Origin of the sequence: Sporosarcina sp. ANT_H38, from assembly GCF_008369195.1 — a bacterium.
Lineage (GTDB): Bacteria > Bacillota > Bacilli > Bacillales_A > Planococcaceae > Sporosarcina.
This window is the reverse complement of the sequence record NZ_VOBC01000003.1, coordinates 383,764-398,460: the sequence shown is the minus strand read 5'-3', so window position 1 is coordinate 398,460 and position 14,697 is coordinate 383,764. Positions and strand designations below refer to the sequence as shown.

The following is a 14,697-nucleotide window of genomic DNA, read 5'->3' as shown; positions in this document are numbered from 1 at the left end:
CCGCGTAAGGAGGGGCGTTTCTTATACAGTGTCACTTCTTTTTCGTATATTTCTAGGATAGGGTTGTCCAGTTACTATTTCTATTTAGCGACTACTTCTGACATTCTTTTTTCGGTTATCCATACAGTCCCAAAATCGACAAGTGGTTTCATTGGAACAATTTTGCAAAGCGCTTGTCCTAACTTGCCATCGAAAGCGATGCCGGGGTTCTTTTCCTCGAATACGGTACCCAATTCAGGGAAGATTTCTGAATCGACATCAGCCATATCAAAAGTCGCCCAAATTCTTTCACCGTCTTGAATGATGGCTGCACCTTGAGGGGAAACTGTTAGTTCAGGAGCTAGGTATTCGGATAAATGAAGGGCAGTACACGATTCATAACTGACGCCAATCATAATGATCTTCACATTCGCATTCAACATTTTTCCGAGCGGAGAACTAGGTCCGAATGAATCCTCAAGTGGGTGTTCACTCATCCAGCTATCTGCGTGTAGTCCCCATGCCATGAACGAATGAGCTGGGTGAGAACTTCGAATTGTTTTGGGATGGCGGTGAAAGCATTCAGCAACTTTCCCCATTCCGCGCAAATGGGTTAAGTCCGGGTCGTAAGCGGTGATAGATTGGCGTATCGGCTCATGCCACGCTTCGGGCACGGGGGGAAGCATCCAGTAAGACGGTTCCGAATTATCGGCGGACTGTGCGGGCATGATGATTGTCCCGTTTGGCGTCACCGTTTCCATAAGTGCTTCGACTACGGCTTGTGCACCACCTGCAATCCACCCCATTGATTTGAGGGATGAATGGACAATGAGATGATCGCCCGATTTAACACCAAGCGAGTCAAGTTGCTCTTTTAGCGTCTCTTTGGATTGGAATAATTGGGTATCAAGAATCGTTTCAAATTCGGTCATGTAGATCACTCAATTCTATAGATATTTTCGAAAAGCATAGCAAGCAGTAAAGATTTTTCCAAGTTTTATGAAACCTTTCTTGCGGACAAGCGTACATATATAAAAGGAGATGTGTTCAATGGATGCGAATGTGATTAGACAGGAAGTCGAAACGACATATGAGAAGGTGAAGTCGTTGGCGGGTTGGACGGTGGAAAAAAATGTCGTACTGACAATTACTTCGTATTATGTCACATCTGAAAGGGAATTTGACGCAGAAAGTTTGAGCCGGGTGATGGATGCACTTAAAGAAAAATCTAGTTGGCTTTCTCCACTGCGAGGCAATCTTCTTCCTATGGTGGCCGCGTTTTTAGATCAGCCTGGGGCGGATATTGACAAAGAGGTAGCTCGTTTATTCGCAAAGCAGCAAGTATTAAAGGGGCTTGGCTTTCGTAATACGATCCATTCGTATTTAGCGGCTCTACTTTTAACGAACGACCCAGATCTCTATGAAAACGAAGCACGCCAAGCAAAAAAACTATATGACGCCATAAAAAAGCAACATTTCTTCCTGACATCTGACGACGATTATGCCTATGCAGTGTTGTTAGGGAAAAGGGGTGCTGATCCAATTGAGCACGCCAAATCAATGCGTGTATATTACGACGCACTGCGAACAGAGGGATTTCGTTCGGGAAATGAACTGCAATGGCTTTCACAGGTCATGACATACATACAAATTAACTTCGATCCACTTCTTGTAGCGCGGGCTGTGGAGGTATTGATTCATTTCAAACGGAGTACAAAAGTACGACCTGTGCACTACCCAATGATTGGTTTTTTAACTGTTTTTGGAATAGATCACAATGAGTTGAATAGTATTGTCGAATTAACGCACTTACTGGAGCAATCCAAACCTTTTAAGTGGAATAGGGAAATGGCGCTATCTATTGCGATTGGTTACATTATGCATAAGTTGACTGAAAGTGCAGAAGAAGCGAGTGTTAGTCTAGCCACGTCTGTAGAATTAATTATTCAAGCGCAGCAAGCGGTAATGGCTGCGACAATTGCCGCAATTGTTGCGTCTTCATCAGATAGTTCATCGAACACTTGAAATTAAAAAGGGACGCATGAATAAATAGTAATATATTGCACCGTTAATCTCATGTGGACTAAGAAATAACGGAGCTTAAAATAAATACATCATTTTGAACCAGTAAAAAAATCCCATTCCAAGCCGGAATGGGATTTTTGTGTTTTTTGAATGAAATACAAAAAAATCCAAATATAAATAAAAGTATTTCGGAAATAATAAACGCTTTTAAATCAGCGTTTGTAACATGTTTGTCATATATCTACTATTTGCCAGATATAATATTCTAAAAATATAGTGTTGTCATCTGGAAATTTGTATAGTATATTGGTGAAAGTGATTCAATATCAGAAAATTTAATATTAACAGTTTGGTATTTTAAGTAATGTAAGGAGGAAACTTTCTTGGGAAAGCCAGTATTGGAAATTGCTAATCTCCGTACATCGTTTAGCATCAAGGGTAACTACTATGCTGCGGTAGATGATGTTTCCTTAACGGTCCATGAGAACGAGGTTGTGGCAATCGTGGGGGAGTCGGGTTGTGGGAAAAGTGCATTAGCCCTTTCCATAATGGGACTTCATAATTTAAAATCGACGAAACTTGAAGGACAAGTTAACTTTAATAGTCAGAATCTTTTGAGTCTACCGGTGTCTAAATTGAACAAAGTTCGAGGTAAAGATATCGGTATGATTTTCCAAGATCCGATGACTGCACTAAATCCGCTAGCGACAATCGGTAGACAAATTGAAGAACCAATGGATTACCATATGAAACTTACATCAGCTGATAAGAAGAAGCGTGTACTCGATATTCTTCGCCGTGTAGGTATTAAGAATGAACAACGCGTATATGGGCAATATCCGCATGAACTGTCTGGTGGTATGAGGCAACGTGTCGTCATTGCAATCGCACTTGCGTGTGATCCAGTACTTTTAATTGCAGATGAGCCAACGACTGCTTTGGACGTAACAATTCAAGCACAAATTATGGATCTTATGAAAGAACTTCAAAACCAAATCAAGTCAGGCATTATTCTCATTACACATGATCTGGGTGTTGTAGCAGAAATGGCTGACCGTGTTGCGGTTATGTATGCAGGAGAGATAGTGGAAATTGCTGAAGTTCGTGAACTTTTTGCAAATCCTTTACACCCCTATACCCGTTCGTTATTAAATTCAATCCCGGCGAATATGGAAGCGAAAGAAAAACTTCATGTTATTGAAGGAATTGTTCCTTCAATCCAAAATCTAGATCGAACAGGTTGCAGGTTTGCTCCTCGTATTAAATGGATTCCTGAGGAAGAACATGAAATGAACCCACAATTACATGAAGTAGAGCCGGGTCATTTCGTTCGTTGTAGCTGCTATAAAAACTTCCACTTCCCTGTGGAGAGAGTAGGAGCTGAGACTTGTGTCGCTACTTAAAGTAAATAAGTTAAAAGTACATTACCCAATTCGGGGAGGTTTTTTCCGCCGAGTGGTCGATCAAGTAAGAGCAGTTGACGGTGTCAGCTTCGAACTGGAGCCGGGCGAGACATATGGTCTTGTAGGTGAATCAGGTTGTGGAAAGACGACAACTGGACGTGCAATTATTGGCCTCAATAAAGCGACAGACGGCGAAATTCTTTTTGAAGGTAATGACCTCGCGAAGCTGAGAGGTACAGATAGAAGACAGCAAACAAAAGACATCCAAATGATTTTCCAAGACCCTTACTCATCGTTAAATGTTCGGAAAAACGTATTGAGTATCATTTCTGAACCGCTTCGAAACTTCGAACGTATGTCGCCCGGCGAAGAGTTGAAAAGGGTAAAGACACTTATTGAACGAGTTGGTTTGAATCCTGAATCGGTTTATAAGTATCCGCACCAATTTTCCGGTGGTCAACGCCAACGTATTGGAATCGCTCGTGCGCTCACGCTGAATCCTAAATTGATCATTGCAGATGAGCCTGTTTCCGCATTAGATGTGTCCGTTCAAGCCCAAGTGTTGAACTTTATGCAGGAAATTCAAAAGGAATTTAATCTAACGTACTTATTCATTTCTCATGACTTAGGGATAATCCAACATATGTGTGACAGAATCGGCATCATGTATAAAGGACGTTTCGTTGAAGAAGGAACAGCCGCGGACGTTTATAGCAATCCACAACACTTATACACGAAGAGGCTTATTGCGGCGATTCCGGAAATGAATCCGGAAAAGCGATTTGAGAAAACGCATCTCCGTCAGTCCATCAATGAGGCATACCGGACAGACTATGATAGTTATTTCGATAAAGATGGACGGATGTTTGACCTGAAAAGGGTTTCTGATACACATTCCGTTGCATTGCAGTAAAGGGGAATTGTGAAAAAATGCTGACATTTATATTGAGAAGAACATTGATCATGATTCCACAGCTAATACTTCTTAGTTTGATAATCTTCGTGCTCGCGAAACAAATGCCTGGCGATGCAGTAACAGGGGCATTCATGGGAAACCCCGATGCGACGCCTGAACAGATTGAGAAAATTCGTGAGAAGTACGGTTTGAACGATCCGTGGTATGTCCAGTATGGAGCTTGGATTGGGAAAGCGGTACAGGGGGACCTCGGTCAGTCGTACACACACAAACAGCCGGTTACGACATTGCTTGCCGGAAGAGTTGCGAATACGATGCTATTATCAATCGGAACATTGATAGTGACCTATATAATCGCTATTCCTCTTGGCATCATTGCTGGCAGGTGGACGGATACTTGGGCGGATAAGATGATCGTCACCTATAATTATTTTGCCTTTGCAACGCCATTATTTGTCTTTGCACTCTTAATGTTATTTCTCTTCAGCTTCATCCTAGGTTGGACCCCAATTAGCGGAAGTGTCGATATACGGGTTGATGAAGGATCATGGGATTATATAGTTAGTAAAGTAAAACACTTAATTTTACCGGTCATGTCGGGTGCTTTGCTTGCGACGTTCGGAACCATTCAATATTTACGTAATGACATTATCGATACCAAGCTAAAAGATTTCGTTAAGACAGCCCGTGCTAAAGGGGTTCCAGAAGGTAAGGTGTATACGCGTCATATTTTGCGTAACTCTCTATTGCCGATTGCAGCATTTTTCGGTTATGAAATTACATTTCTTATTACAGGTTCAATCTTCATTGAGATGATTTTCAGTTATCCCGGACTCGGAAAACTTTTCTTAGAGTCGATCATGCTACGTGACTTTACGGTCGTTACAGCTCTTGTCATGATTTCAGGCGCAGCTGCAATTGTCGGAACAATGCTCTCGGATATTATTCTTAGCATTGTCGATCCACGAATCCGCATTGATTGATGGAAATGAACAGAAGGGGAGGGAAAACATGTGGTTGTGTTAAATGAAAAAGAACTGATGGCGAAGGAAAAAGAGAATAATCCCTCTTTTTCAAAAACGATTTGGCGTGAAATAAGAAATGACAAAATGGCATTAGGTTCACTTGTCTTACTTACAATCATTTTGTCGGCTGCCTATTTATCTCCATTATTCATCGACCAGGCGGCACTGACACGCGTTAACTTCTTCAATAACTGGAAACCACCCTCTGCCGACAATTGGCTTGGGACGGATGACGGTGGACGTGATGTGTTAAGTCAGCTGATGCTAGGGACACGGAACTCTTTCACAATCGGATTAAGCGTCTCATTAATTGCTGGAGTTTTTGGTTTGACAGTTGGTCTGATTTCGGGCTTTTATGGAGGAATCGTTGATAATATCATTATGCGAATCATAGATTTCCTAATGGTTCTGCCGTCACTTATGATCATCATTGTATTCGTGGTTATTGTTCCAAACTATACGATTTTTAGCTTCATTTTAATCATGAGTTCGTTTGCTTGGTTTGGAAAAGCACGGCTGATCCGGTCAAGGGGACTCGCTGAACGGGAACTTGACTATATCAATGCCTCCAAGACGTTAGGAACACCAAGTTGGAAAATTATGTTCTTTGAATTGTTTCCAAATTTAAGTTCTCTCGTCATAGTTAATATGACGCTTACGCTTGCGGGAAATATAGGGTTAGAGACAGGTCTCACGTTCTTAGGATTTGGTCTGCCGGCGGGAACACCTTCCCTTGGGAGGCTGATCAGCTATGCGACAAACCCGGATATTGTACAGAATAAGTGGTGGGTATGGTTACCCGCAGCATTACTGATTTTAGTAATGATGCTGTGTATAAATTATGTCGGGCAAGCGGTTAAGCGCGCGTCTGACGCAAGACAAAGATTAGCTTAAAAAAAAGGGGAGGTAATACAATTGGTAAAGAAGCAACTCATGTTACTCGTTGGTCTAATGCTTGTTCTCAGCATATTTCTAGCTGCATGTACAGGTAAAGAAAACGCAGAGGGCGAGAAAGAAGCAGAAACAGGCAAGGAAGAAGAAACAAAACCAGAGGAAAAACCGGAAGAAAAACCGGCTGAAGAAAGCGGTGAACTTGTATTCCCGCTAGACGTTACAAACTCTGCAGCAGTAAAAGAAGACGGCGAACTTACGTTCGGTCTAGTTTCTGACACGCCGTTCGAAGGTACATTGAACCGCGTATTCTACTCTGGAGCTCCAGACTTTGATGTAATGCAATTCTTTACTGAAAGCCTTCTGGACGTTGATGGTGACTTCTTGATCACTAATAATGGTGCAGCAGACTATACAATTTCTGATGACAATAAAACAATTACACTTACAATTAAAGATGGCGTTAAATGGCATGACGGTGAGCCTGTAAAAGCTGATGACCTTCTTTACACATATGAACTTCTTGGTCATCCTGACTATGTAGGAACTCGTTATACATTCATGGTTTCAAACGTAGAAGGAATGCCGGCATACCATGAAGGTAAAACAGATAAAATTTCTGGTATCAAAGTAATAGACGATAAAACAATTTCTGTCACATTTACAGAAGCATCACCATCACTGTTGTCAGGATTCTGGTCACACCCAACTCCTAGACACTATCTTGGTGATATGACTTCACTTGAAGAAATCGTAGCATCTGAAAAAATCCGTACAACTCCAATTGGTTTTGGACCGTATAAAGTTGTAAAAGTTGTTCCAGGAGAATCAGTTCTTTATGAACGTTATGATGAATACTGGAGAGGCAAACCTGCACTAAAATCGATTGTTCTAAAAGTAGTAAGCTCTGCATCTGTACTGGAAGCACTGAAAAAAGGTGAAATCGATTATGCAGAAATTCCGGTCGATCAATATGAAAATGCAAAAGCAATTGAAAACGTCGAACTCCTTGCACAAGTTGACACTGCTTACACATATATCGGGTTCAAACTTGGTAAATGGGATGCAGAAAAGAAAACAAACATAACAGATCCAAATGCTAAATTGGGTAACAAACTTGTTCGTCAAGCAATGTGGCATGCAATGGATAACGAAACTATTGGTAAAGAACTTTACCACGGTCTTCGTTTCCCAGCAACGAGCTTGATCATCCCTGTCTTTGCAAGTTTCCATGATGCTAGCCTTGAAGGACGTTCATACGATCCAGAAAAAGCAAAAGCACTTCTTGACGAAGCTGGATACAAAGACGTTGATGGCGATGGTATCCGTGAAGATGATAAAGGAAAAGAATTTGTTCTTAACTTCGCTTCAATGTCAGGTGGAGAAACGGCAGAACCAATTGTACAGTTCTATATGCAAAACTGGGCTGACGTAGGTATTAAAGTTCAACTTCTAGACGGTCGTCTACACGAGTTCAACTCATTCTACGAAATGGTAGAAACGGATGAACCGAAAATTGACATTTACCAAGCTGCATGGGGAACTGGGACAGATCCAGATCCTGCAGGTCTATACGGAAGAGAAGCAGCGTTCAACTACACTCGTTACACGAGCGAAAAGAACGATGAGCTTCTTGCAGCAGGAACTTCTGTGAAAGCATTCGATTCTGAGTACCGTAAAGACATCTACAATCAATGGCAAGCGCTAATGGTTGAAGAAGTACCTGTTGCTCCAACTGTTTACCGTTACTCCCTAATGGGTGTTAGCAAACGTATGGTCAACTACTCTATCGACCCAGCATCTGAACTACGCTTGTTTGAGATGGGTGTAAGTGAATAACTATTTATTGAAGACTGCTATCCAGATTAATCTGGATAGCAGTTTTTTCTTATTCGGGTTAATCCATATGTGTATAAGTAGGGAGAGCTATAGCGTATTATCGGTATATGATAAAATTACAATGAGCGGTAGTGTAAATCTAATCTTTCTAAACTAACAAGGTGAATGAAAGGAAGTAATAATTATGAAAATACGACCACAACGTCTACAAAAGGGCGACACGATTGGGATAATTGCACCATCCAGTCCACCCAATCAGGAAACACTGGAACAATCGCTTGTGTTTTTAGAAAAACTCGGCTTGAAATGGAAGTTTGGAAAGCATCTCGAGAATGTTAACGGTTATCTTGCAGGGACAGACGATGAGCGACTTGAAGACCTGCATGATATGTTCGCAGATCCCCAGATTAAAGGAATTATTTGTGCGGGCGGAGGATATGGTTCTGCCCGTTATACCGATAGGATCGATCTGCAGCTAATGCAAGAGAACCCGAAAATCTTTTGGGGTTTCAGTGATATCACTTACCTGCATACGGCGATGGGTCTATATTCCAATCTTGTGACGTTCCACGGACCGATGCTTGCATCATGTGTTGGAAAAGACACGTTCCACGAATTGTCTGCGAAAATGTTCCAACAGTTATTTGAGCCAATGGAACTTCATTACACAGAAGCGATTTCACCTCTTGAAACTATATCAGCTGGGGTTGCACAGGGTGAACTAGTTGGAGGTAATCTGTCACTACTCGCCAGCGGAATAGGTACTAAATTTGAAGTAGACACGAAGGACAAGTTGCTCTTTATAGAAGATGTAGGCGAAGAGCCGTACAAAGTTGATGGACTTCTCAATCAATTGCGCATGGCTGGTAAACTCAAAGATGCAGTAGGAATTGTCATTGGAGATTTCTCGAAAACCGAGCCGAAAAAACAGAAAGAATCGCTAACACTTGATGAGGTATTTGAATATTATACCGGTAATCTTGACATACCTGTCGTGAAAGGATTTAAAATTGGCCATGGCCAACCCCACTTTGCTATACCGCTTGGCGTTGGTGCAAGACTAGACGGTGATAACAAAACGCTAACCATATTGCCGGGTGTGGAATAAGCGAACTTGACGAATAGTTAGCATTGGACGTGAAATCCGATATTAGGAAAGAAAGCCCATTGTCGATGTAGTCGACAATGGGCTTTCTTTGTATGACCTGACCGTTTCGGTTTTCCATACGATAGGTTTAGATAAAAAGTTACAACTTTGGAAGGACTTTTCTTGCGCCAAGTATTAGCCATGTGCACAGGACAAACGGCATCGTTAAAGCCATAAGCCCATAGGGTAATAGCCAAATGCTAATGCTTGCAGTAAGTGGGACCGTTAAACAGGCCGCAAGGATGCCTGTAATAGGTGAAAAGCGACTATGTTCATTTTTGAAAACTGCAGAAACAGCTATAATAGTTAAAATCGCATTATAGCCATACAGGCCTAACATAATTACGTTGTGTTCTCCGCCTAAAACATAAGCCGTGAGTAGAGCAACGATATTACCAATTATTGCATATATCCCGAGTTTCCACCCTGCAATAAATACTGCAATAAAGATTAATATTCCAGGTAATGCTGCAGAAAGGAAAAAGATTTCCCCAATACCATTAAAAATTACATCTAGAAAATAAATTTCTCCTGCCGTATTCAATTCCCAATTGGATAAATTTTGGGGTACTAATGTCGGGCTTAGATTAATGCCTTCTAATTTGTAAGAAGCCAACAGGATGAACCATGTCAAGATAATATAAGGAAAGGAAAGAATTGGAACTTCTGTCTTTCCCATAAAGTGCATCATGGATGCCGTAATGATAGCAGCGACGGCGGACCCAGTCAAGGCTACTAGCCACATATAGGGACCAGTTAGGAATAACGCCAGGGCCAATCCGGTTAGTACAGAGTTATAGCCTAACAATCCTTGGTTTATCAATTTTTCATCTGCCCCACCAAGTTTTCCCACTAAAGTACCTATTATTGCGGATAGTAGCGCAATGATTCCCAATGAGTACGAAGAAATGGTGATAGCCAATAAGATAATAAACCCAGAGAGTGCATTATCGATTAATATAACTTGAGAAATTCCTTTAAGAGCAGCCGATAAAAAGGATAGACTCCGTTTGTTGTTATTCATAAATGATCTCCTTTTTTGAAAAAAAGTTTAGTGATTTAATTATATTAACACCAGTAAACTTTAGTTTTTTATTATTCCCGTTTTCCTATAAATTTCTCCCTTTTTAATTTGTCGAAATGATGTAACATTTCTTTTTGCGATATATCCTTATAAAACATATCTTGGAATAAAACCCTCATAAGTATATATAAGGGATATTTGTGGTTCTGTAGACATGCAAAAAAGAGTGCAATCATGTAGGGAACACAAACTACATGGAAAGCATCTGAAATTGTTACATTTTTTTCTGGTTACAGAATAGTTACGAAAACACAGTTTTGGTTTTGTAATTATCTGAGATTTAATGGGATAAACTTGAAGCTGGTTATTCCATATAAAACATGATATTCTATCATTGCAAAACAAGCAATCGTTTATTTAAGGAAGATACGTTAAAAAACGACAAAAATCGACATAAATATTTAATAACTTCCGAACTGTAAAGTGATAAACATTTATCATGTTCGGATTTTGTACTGCTCGCATTTAGAGTGATTAGTCGGTAGATAATAGTTGAATTACTCGCAGATAAGAATAGAATGTACCATTGTGGTATTTTCTTTGTTTTGTAGGACATATTACATGAGTAAGAATTACAAGGAGGATTATTAATGCACTTACAACCGCGTGAGATAGACAAGCTGTTGATAGTTGTCGCTGCAGATCTCTCAAGAAGAAGAAGAGAAAGAGGATTAGCGTTAAACTACCCTGAAGCAATTGCACTTATTACTTATGAAGTGTTGGAAGGCGCAAGGGATGGAAAAACAGTAGCAGAATTAATGGAATTTGGTGCGACTATTTTGACTCGGGAAGATGTTATGGATGGTATTCCGGAGATGATTCACGACGTTCAAGTGGAAGCAACGTTTCCTGATGGAACAAAACTGGTGACAGTTCATAATCCAATTAGATAAATGACGATAGGAGGAATACTAAAATGGAACCTGGGCAATTATTTTTAAAAGATGAAGATATTATTATCAACCAAGGAAAAACCATAACAAAATTGTCGGTCATAAATATTGGAGATCGTCCGGTTCAAATAGGATCTCACTTTCATTTTTATGAAGTGAATGATGCTCTGAAATTCAGTAGAGAAGAAGGATACGGGAAACGCTTGAATATTCCTGCTGGAGCTTCGGTACGTTTCGAGCCTGGTGATGAAAAAGAAATTGAGTTACTTGATTATGCTGGTGAAAGACGGGTTTATGGGTTTAACAATAAAGTAGACGGGTCATTAGAAAGTGGTGTCAACAAATGAGTTTTAGAATGCCAAGAAAACAATATGCGCAAATGTACGGTCCGACAACAGGAGACTCCATTCGCTTAGCGGATACAGATTTACTGATTCAAATTGAAAAAGATTATACAACTTACGGCGAGGAAGTTGTATTCGGCGGAGGAAAAGTAATACGTGATGGAATGGGACAACATCCCCTTGCAACACGAAAAGACGGCGTTCCAGATTTAGTAATTACAAACGCTATTATTATTGATTACACTGGGATCATTAAGGCTGATATAGCGATTCGTGATGGTAAAATAGCTGGAATTGGTAAAGCTGGAAATCCACTAATTATGGATAATGTAGATATTGTAATTGGAGCTTCCACAGAAATCATTGCTGGAGAAGGCATGATTGTAACGGCTGGCGGAATTGATACACATGTTCACTTTATCAATCCTGCACAAATTGAAACGGCATTGGCTTCTGGTCTTACGACTTTAATTGGAGGAGGAACTGGCCCAGCAGCAGGATCTAAAGCAACCACGGTATCACCAGGTGAGTGGAATATTCATCGTATGCTTTTAGCGGCAGAGGGAATGCCAATTAATGTAGGTTTTACAGGAAAAGGGCAAGCTGCTACTGAAGAACCGCTTATCGAGCAAGTAATGGCGGGAGTAATCGGTTTAAAAGTTCATGAGGATTGGGGCGCTACAGCTTCAGCACTTGACAATGCACTAAGCGTTGCTGATAAATATGATATTCAAGTTGCCGTTCACGCAGATACATTGAATGAAGGCGGCTTTATGGAAACCACAATGGCTGCGATTAAAGACCGAGTTATTCATATGTACCACACTGAAGGTGCTGGTGGAGGACATGCTCCTGACTTGATCAAATCTGCTGGGATCATGAATGTTTTACCATCATCTACTAATCCGACACTACCTTACACGGTGAATACAATTGATGAGCATTTGGATATGTTAATGGTTTGTCATCATTTAAATCCATCTATTCCTGAGGATCTTGCCTTTGCAGACTCACGTATTCGAAAAGAAACAATTGCCGCTGAAGATATTCTTCATGACATGGGTGTATTCAGTATGGTTAGTTCTGATGCTCAAGCAATGGGACGCGTCGGTGAGGTCATAATACGTACTTGGCAAACTGCCGATAAAATGAAAAAACAACGAGGAATAATGGAGGGAGACAGTGAGCTTTCCGATAATAATCGTGTGAAACGTTTCATTGCCAAATATACAATCAATCCAGCCATTACTCACGGAATATCTGAATATGTTGGTTCTTTGGAAGTCGGTAAATTTGCTGACTTAGTTCTTTGGTCACCTGCATTTTTCGGCGCGAAGCCTGAAATGGTTCTTAAAAACGGATTTGTTGTTGAGAGTGTAATGGGAGATGCCAATGCATCGATTCCGACTCCACAGCCTGTCATTTATCGTCCGATGTATGCACAAATGGGTAAAGCGTTATCTAAGAGTTCAATTACGTTTATTTCACAAGCTGCATTTGATGACAAAGTACATGAAAAACTTGGCTTGGAAAAAGTTGTTCTTCCTGTTCATGGCATTCGTAATCTGACGAAAAAAGATATGAAACTTAACAGTGAAACACCAGAGATTACAGTTGATCCACAAACATATGAGGTTAAAATAAACGGGGAATTAATTACTTGCGATCCTGTTGATGAAGTACCAATGGGGCAACGATATTTCCTATTTTGAGGTGAAAGTGTTGATAGTTGAGAAAATTATGATAAATATCAATAATATGGAAAAAGAAGAGGTAGAAAAACGCCATATTGAAAAAGTATATCTTGAAAGTTCTCATTTAGTGAAACGAGTTCAACTCGTCAAGACTGATCACGGCCAAGAAATTGGTATACGTTTAAAGGAATCACGTGACCTAGTTGCCGGAGATGTTTTATATATGGACGATAAAAATCTCATCATGATTGAAGTTATCTCGGATGATTTGTTGGTCATTAGTCCTCGCAGCTTACACGAAATGGGTACAATTGCCCATCAATTAGGGAATCGCCATCTTCCGGCACAATTTGAGGATGATGACATGCTTGTCCAGTATGATTATCTTGTAGAAGATTTGCTGAAAGAACTTCAGATAACTTATAAACGTGAAGATCGGAAAGTGAAACAGGCGTTTAGACATATCGGGCATAGTCATGGATAATAATACTCTGTCTCTTTTCCAACTTTGTGATTCGAGTTTTCCAACAGGTGCATTTAGCCATTCATATGGTCTGGAAAGCTATATTCAAGAAGACAGGGTTCACGATCAAGAATCATTTTTACAATGGCTTGACGTTTACTTAAATGAACAGCTCATCTATTCAGACGGGCTCGCTTCCCGTCTTGTTTATGAAGCGTTGGAAGAGAATGATTTACAAAAGATATGGAAGTTGGATCGAATGTTGACTGTGCAAAACCTTCCGCGTGAAACGAGAGAAGGGACACAAAGAATAGGTGAGCGTATGTTAAAACTTGTAGAATCATTATATGATGTACCTGTTTTTTCAGAGTATCGCAAACGTATTAAGCAGAAACAATCATTTGGCCATCCAGCGATTGTGTTTACGATCATAGGTCACCATCTGGGCGTTCCAAAAACAACAACTACCCTCTATTACCTATACTCCACAATCTCAACACTTGTTCAAAATGCTGTAAGGGCTATCCCTTTAGGGCAAACTGCCGGTCAAAAAACGATTCAGCAGTTCCAAGGTCCTTTAGCAATGGCTGCAGAAAAAGTCCAGTATTTAGATGAGGACGACTTCGGAATTGTCTCCCCAGGCCTGGAGCTATCTCAAATGAAACATGAACGTGTCAACATCCGTATTTTTATGTCATGAAAAGCGAAAGCGCATGGATAAAGGAAAGGCAACCGTCGCCACTTCCTGTGGCGACGGTTGCATGACCTATATCCTATAGGTCCGCGACAGGCATAAGACGGGCTGGCGAAGCGGCGCTCTTTGCCCGGGAAGGATGCAGTTCAATCCTTCCTAGTCGGACTGACTTATGACCCTAGCCTCTAGGCGCTGAAGCCTAGACAACATGAAAAGCGAAAGCGCCTGTACAGCCCTGACAAGCGCTGGAAGGCTTGAAGGTAAAGGCGTTCTTGCCTTTACCAGCAAGGCTGAAGCGAC

Annotated in this window: 14 protein-coding genes; 12 read left to right on the top strand and 2 right to left on the bottom strand. The window is 40.8% G+C overall.

What is annotated here, in order from left to right; translation table 11 throughout:
• Positions 1 to 80 precede the first annotated feature (80 nt).
• Positions 81 to 911, bottom strand: a complete 831-nt coding sequence (locus tag FQ087_RS17480; protein WP_149581869.1) for an AAC(3) family N-acetyltransferase — start codon at positions 909 to 911, stop codon at positions 81 to 83.
• Between the two features lie 118 nt (positions 912 to 1,029).
• On the opposite strand from FQ087_RS17480, the gene FQ087_RS17475 reads away from it, so the two are divergent.
• The 7 genes from FQ087_RS17475 to FQ087_RS17445 all read left to right on the top strand — a co-directional run bounded on the left by FQ087_RS17475 (position 1,030) and on the right by FQ087_RS17445 (position 9,186).
• Entirely contained in the window at positions 1,030 to 2,004 is a 975-nt protein-coding gene (locus FQ087_RS17475) for a DUF4003 family protein (protein ID WP_188006794.1), read from the top strand.
• Positions 2,005 to 2,387: 383 nt separating this feature from the next.
• Positions 2,388 to 3,407 carry an ABC transporter ATP-binding protein gene (locus tag FQ087_RS17470; RefSeq protein WP_149581867.1) on the top strand — a complete coding sequence of 340 codons (1,020 nt, stop codon included), beginning with the start codon at positions 2,388 to 2,390 and terminating at the stop codon, positions 3,405 to 3,407.
• Entirely contained in the window at positions 3,394 to 4,320 is a 927-nt protein-coding gene (locus FQ087_RS17465; protein ID WP_149581866.1) for an ABC transporter ATP-binding protein, read from the top strand. Before FQ087_RS17470 ends, FQ087_RS17465 begins: the two co-directional genes overlap by 14 nt.
• Before the next feature lie 17 nt (positions 4,321 to 4,337).
• The gene (gene opp4B / locus FQ087_RS17460; protein WP_149581865.1) at positions 4,338 to 5,306 is read left to right on the top strand and encodes an oligopeptide ABC transporter permease; all 969 of its coding nucleotides are present in this window, start codon (positions 4,338 to 4,340) and stop codon (positions 5,304 to 5,306) included.
• Between the two features lie 57 nt (positions 5,307 to 5,363).
• Complete coding sequence (locus FQ087_RS17455; RefSeq protein WP_149581970.1) at positions 5,364 to 6,242, top strand: ABC transporter permease; 879 nt, start codon at positions 5,364 to 5,366, stop codon at positions 6,240 to 6,242.
• Positions 6,243 to 6,263: 21 nt separating this feature from the next.
• Positions 6,264 to 8,078, top strand: coding sequence for an oligopeptide ABC transporter substrate-binding protein (gene opp4A / locus FQ087_RS17450; RefSeq protein WP_255452419.1), 1,815 nt, complete (start codon positions 6,264 to 6,266; stop codon positions 8,076 to 8,078).
• A gap of 184 nt (positions 8,079 to 8,262) precedes the next feature.
• Positions 8,263 to 9,186 carry a S66 peptidase family protein gene (locus tag FQ087_RS17445; protein WP_149581864.1) on the top strand — a complete coding sequence of 308 codons (924 nt, stop codon included), beginning with the start codon at positions 8,263 to 8,265 and terminating at the stop codon, positions 9,184 to 9,186.
• A 139-nt stretch (positions 9,187 to 9,325) separates the two neighbouring features.
• Here FQ087_RS17445 and FQ087_RS17440 read toward each other — a convergent pair whose 3' ends face one another.
• Positions 9,326 to 10,249, bottom strand: a complete 924-nt coding sequence (locus FQ087_RS17440) for an urea transporter (RefSeq protein WP_149581863.1) — start codon at positions 10,247 to 10,249, stop codon at positions 9,326 to 9,328.
• Positions 10,250 to 10,899: 650 nt separating this feature from the next.
• Between FQ087_RS17440 and FQ087_RS17435 the strand changes: the two genes are divergently transcribed.
• From FQ087_RS17435 to FQ087_RS17415, 5 genes are read left to right on the top strand one after another with little or no spacing between them, the layout of a single operon-like run.
• A complete protein-coding gene (locus FQ087_RS17435; RefSeq protein WP_149581862.1) occupies positions 10,900 to 11,202 on the top strand; it encodes an urease subunit gamma in 303 nt (100 codons plus the stop codon).
• Between the two features lie 23 nt (positions 11,203 to 11,225).
• Positions 11,226 to 11,549: an urease subunit beta gene (gene ureB / locus FQ087_RS17430; protein ID WP_149581861.1), complete on the top strand. Its 324-nt coding sequence runs from the start codon at positions 11,226 to 11,228 to the stop codon at positions 11,547 to 11,549.
• Positions 11,546 to 13,258: an urease subunit alpha gene (gene ureC, locus FQ087_RS17425; protein WP_149581860.1), complete on the top strand. Its 1,713-nt coding sequence runs from the start codon at positions 11,546 to 11,548 to the stop codon at positions 13,256 to 13,258. Before ureB ends, ureC begins: the two co-directional genes overlap by 4 nt.
• A gap of 10 nt (positions 13,259 to 13,268) precedes the next feature.
• A complete protein-coding gene (ureE, locus tag FQ087_RS17420; protein ID WP_149581859.1) occupies positions 13,269 to 13,724 on the top strand; it encodes an urease accessory protein UreE in 456 nt (151 codons plus the stop codon).
• On the top strand, positions 13,717 to 14,403 hold the full coding sequence (locus FQ087_RS17415) for an urease accessory protein UreF (protein ID WP_149581858.1): 687 nt from the start codon (positions 13,717 to 13,719) through the stop codon (positions 14,401 to 14,403). The genes ureE and FQ087_RS17415 overlap by 8 nt, the downstream gene beginning before the upstream one ends.
• Positions 14,404 to 14,697 lie beyond the last annotated feature (294 nt).

What these genes read in the sequence shown, in the direction of transcription:
- FQ087_RS17445 (WP_149581864.1), top strand. Translation starts at nt 8,263, where the DNA reads ATGAAAATACGACCACAACGTCTACAAAAGGGCGACACGATTGGGATA.
- FQ087_RS17455 (WP_149581970.1), top strand. Translation starts at nt 5,364, where the DNA reads ATGGCGAAGGAAAAAGAGAATAATCCCTCTTTTTCAAAAACGATTTGG.
- FQ087_RS17475 (WP_188006794.1), top strand. Translation starts at nt 1,030, where the DNA reads ATGGATGCGAATGTGATTAGACAGGAAGTCGAAACGACATATGAGAAG.
- FQ087_RS17440 (WP_149581863.1), bottom strand. Translation starts at nt 10,249, where the DNA reads ATGAATAACAACAAACGGAGTCTATCCTTTTTATCGGCTGCTCTTAAA.
- ureC (WP_149581860.1), top strand. Translation starts at nt 11,546, where the DNA reads ATGAGTTTTAGAATGCCAAGAAAACAATATGCGCAAATGTACGGTCCG.
- FQ087_RS17435 (WP_149581862.1), top strand. Translation starts at nt 10,900, where the DNA reads ATGCACTTACAACCGCGTGAGATAGACAAGCTGTTGATAGTTGTCGCT.
- opp4B (WP_149581865.1), top strand. Translation starts at nt 4,338, where the DNA reads ATGCTGACATTTATATTGAGAAGAACATTGATCATGATTCCACAGCTA.
- ureB (WP_149581861.1), top strand. Translation starts at nt 11,226, where the DNA reads ATGGAACCTGGGCAATTATTTTTAAAAGATGAAGATATTATTATCAAC.
- FQ087_RS17480 (WP_149581869.1), bottom strand. Translation starts at nt 911, where the DNA reads ATGACCGAATTTGAAACGATTCTTGATACCCAATTATTCCAATCCAAA.
- FQ087_RS17415 (WP_149581858.1), top strand. Translation starts at nt 13,717, where the DNA reads ATGGATAATAATACTCTGTCTCTTTTCCAACTTTGTGATTCGAGTTTT.